The sequence below is a fragment of the Thiohalocapsa sp. genome (genome assembly GCF_022340605.1).
Taxonomy (GTDB): Bacteria; Pseudomonadota; Gammaproteobacteria; order Chromatiales; family Chromatiaceae; genus Thiohalocapsa.
On the sequence record NZ_JAJDNQ010000077.1, the window covers coordinates 1 to 3,013 of the forward strand.

The window sequence follows — 3,013 nt, forward strand, 5'->3', positions numbered from 1 at the left end:
AGGGCGACACGGGCGACCATCGGCCCATGACCGGTCGCGGAACCTTCACGTCACTGCACTCGACGCCTAGCCCCAAACCCCGAAAGCACCGCAACGGCCGCGATCCGATCATCAATGGACCCGAAATCCTTCGTCTACTCCGCCGTCCTGCTGCTGGTGGTCGCCGCCGGTGCGGTGGCACTGTTCCGGCACTTCGGGCTCGGCTCGATCCTCGGGCTCCTGGTGGCCGGGGTGCTGATCGGGCCGCATACGCCGGGTCCGTCAGTGACCAGCCACGTCGAGGACCTGCGGCACTTCACCGAGCTGGGCGTGGTGCTGCTGCTGTTCGTCATCGGGCTGGAGATGCACCCGCGCCGGCTGTGGGACATGCGCCGAACCCTGTTCGGGCTGGGAACGGTGCAGATCCTGGTGTCCGCGCTGGCGCTGATGCTCTACTTCCGGCTGTACGTGGACACCTGGGCGGCGGCGCTGCTGATCGGGCTTGCGCTGGCGCTGAGCTCCACGGCGCTGGTGATGCAGGTGCTCTACGAGCAGCAGGAGATCGCCACCCGCCACGGCCAGACCGCCTTCTCGGTCCTGCTCATGCAGGACCTCGCCGTGGTGCCGATGATCGCGTTCCTGCCGCTGTTCGCCGGCACCAGCCCGCTGCCCGCCGGCGAGGCGCTGTGGCAGCAGGCGCTGGTGGTGGCGGGCATGCTGGCGCTGCTGGTACTGGCGGGCCGGGTGCTGGTGCCCTGGGTGCTGGACCGGATGGCCCGGCAATACAACCGCGAGGCGTTCTTCCTGACGGTGATGGCGGCGGTGTTCGTCGCCGCCTGGGCCATGGAGCAGGCCGGCATGTCCATGGCCCTCGGCGCCTTCCTGATGGGCATGTTGCTGTCCGGCTCGCGCTACAGCGTGCAGATCCAGGCCAGCGTGGAGCCGCACAAGGGGCTTTTGATGAGCCTCTTCTTCGTTGCCGTGGGCATGTCCGTGGACCTCGGCGTGCTGGCGGCGGCGCCGCTGACCTTCGCGCTGCACCTGAGCGTGCTCATCGCCATCAAGGTGGCGCTAATCTACGGGCTTTGCCGCTGGTTCGGCACCGGGCGGGCGGTGGCGGTTCGGGTGGCCTTCCTGCTGGGACAGGCGGGCGAGTTCGGCTTCGTGCTGTTCGGCGCCGCCAAGGCACTCGGCATCATCGACGACCGGGTGTTCGCGATGGCCGTCGCCATCATCTCGCTCAGCATGCTGCTGACACCGCTGCTCAATAAGCTCGGCAACCGCCTCGCCGGCAAGGCCGCGGACGACGTGGACGCGCGCTTCCGCTACGCCCCCGAGGCCGGGTCCGCCGACGCGGGCACGGCCGCCGGGAAAGGCCCGCGCGTCATCATCGCCGGCTACGGCCGGGTCGGGCACACCATCGGCGCCATCCTGGCGGGCCACGGCATCGACTACGTCGCCTTCGACCCCAACGCGGCGCTGGTCGCCCAGTGGCGCAACGACGGCTATCCGGTGTTCTACGGCGACATCCGCGACCCGCACCTGCTGGACGCGGCGCGCATCGAGCGCGCGGAACTGGTGGTGCTCACCATCGACAACCCACAGGCCGCCGTAGAGGCCACGGGGTTCATCCGCGCCCGCTCCGCGCACGTCACCATCGTCGCCCGCGCCCGGGACCTGACGGCCTGCGATGCGCTGTACCGGGCCGGCGCCAACCACGCCTTTCCGGAGGCGGTGGAGGCGAGCCTGAAGCTCGCCGCCGAGACCCTGAGCGCGCTCGGCATCTCCGAGGGCGAGACCGAAGAAATGCTCACCGGCGCCCGCGGCGAGGACTATGCGCTGGTGCGCTCGGAGCTGGAGATGCTGCCGACGGGGGCCGGGCAGCAGACGGAAGCCGGCGACCGGCAACCTTAGCAGCGCTTGTGGGAGCGGCACGCTTGGAGACTGTGAAAGTAATTCGGTGTAGGTCGGCTTAGCGCAGCGTAACCCGACGACGGGCGCCCGTAAGCCATTGATTGTCGGATTACGCTATCGCTAACCCGACCTACCGCGCTGCCCGCGAGGCCGGAAGGCGTCAGAACCGCAGATCGAAGGTCGCCCCGGCGAAGGGCGCATCGTCCGCGTCGCTGCGCTCCAGCAGACCGCCGCCGGCGTCTTCCAGCCGCAGCGAGCCGTTCAGCTTCACGCCGGCCACGGCGCGCAGGGTGCCGATCTTGCCGAGCTTGCGCGACACGGCCATGTAGATGGGCGTGGACGTGAACTGGCCGATGCCCCCCGGCGCCACGCCGCGATCATCCAGCCGGAAACGGTCCTTTTGGTAGCGCCCGCCGAGGCTCACCGACCAGTTGTCGTTGGCCGCCCAGTTCAGCGTCAGCCCAGGGCCGCGGGACGACGCGAAGCCGGGGCCGGTGGTGAGGCTGAGCCGGTCCGTAATGCGCCAGTCAACGGCCAGGATCGGGAAGAAGTCCGTGTCCTGCTCAAGCTCCGAGAACACGCCGACGCCCGGGCCGATGGTGAGCCGGTCGCTGAACTTGTAGCTCGCCGCCGTCAGCAGACCCGCGATACGGCCGTCGTCCAACGACGCGCCCGTCTCGGCGTCCCAGCGCAGCGTCGGCACCGCGAACAGTTCCCAGCGGTCGGTGGGCTTCCAGAAGATCGAGCCGCTGAGGCGCACGTCGCGGATGTCGTCCCAGGGCCGAAGACCGCTGAAGTCCCCGGCACCCGTGAAGCGATAGCGCTGCTCGCCGAATCCGGTGCTAAGGCCGAGCCGCAAATCCGGTGTCAGCGCGTTGCGCCCGCCGAGCCGCACCGACCACTCGTCGATACTCACGTCCCCGCCATCGTTGAGCCCCGCATCGGCGCCGAACACGCCACCGCCCTCCAGCCGGAAGCCCCAGCCGCGCCCCGGCGGCTGCGCGAGCGCGCCGGTGGCAGTGGCCAGAAGCAGCACGGCCAGCAGCGGTAGGAGCGGTGGGTGGCGCATCACGACGGTACTCGGGTGGAATAAAGACGCAACAGGGCAGAAAAGACACAA

At 69.5% G+C, this 3,013-nt stretch carries 2 protein-coding genes; one reads left to right on the plus strand and one right to left on the minus strand.

Annotation, left to right across the window (positions count from 1 at the left end):
* Window positions 1-114 precede the first annotated feature (114 nt).
* Window positions 115-1,893, plus strand: a complete 1,779-nt coding sequence (locus LJE69_RS10230) for a cation:proton antiporter (protein ID WP_296924539.1) — start codon at window positions 115-117, stop codon at window positions 1,891-1,893.
* Window positions 1,894-2,053: 160 nt separating this feature from the next.
* Here LJE69_RS10230 and LJE69_RS10235 read toward each other — a convergent pair.
* Window positions 2,054-3,013: hypothetical protein (locus tag LJE69_RS10235; RefSeq protein WP_367114656.1), on the minus strand; the 960-nt coding region annotated here is incomplete at its 5' end.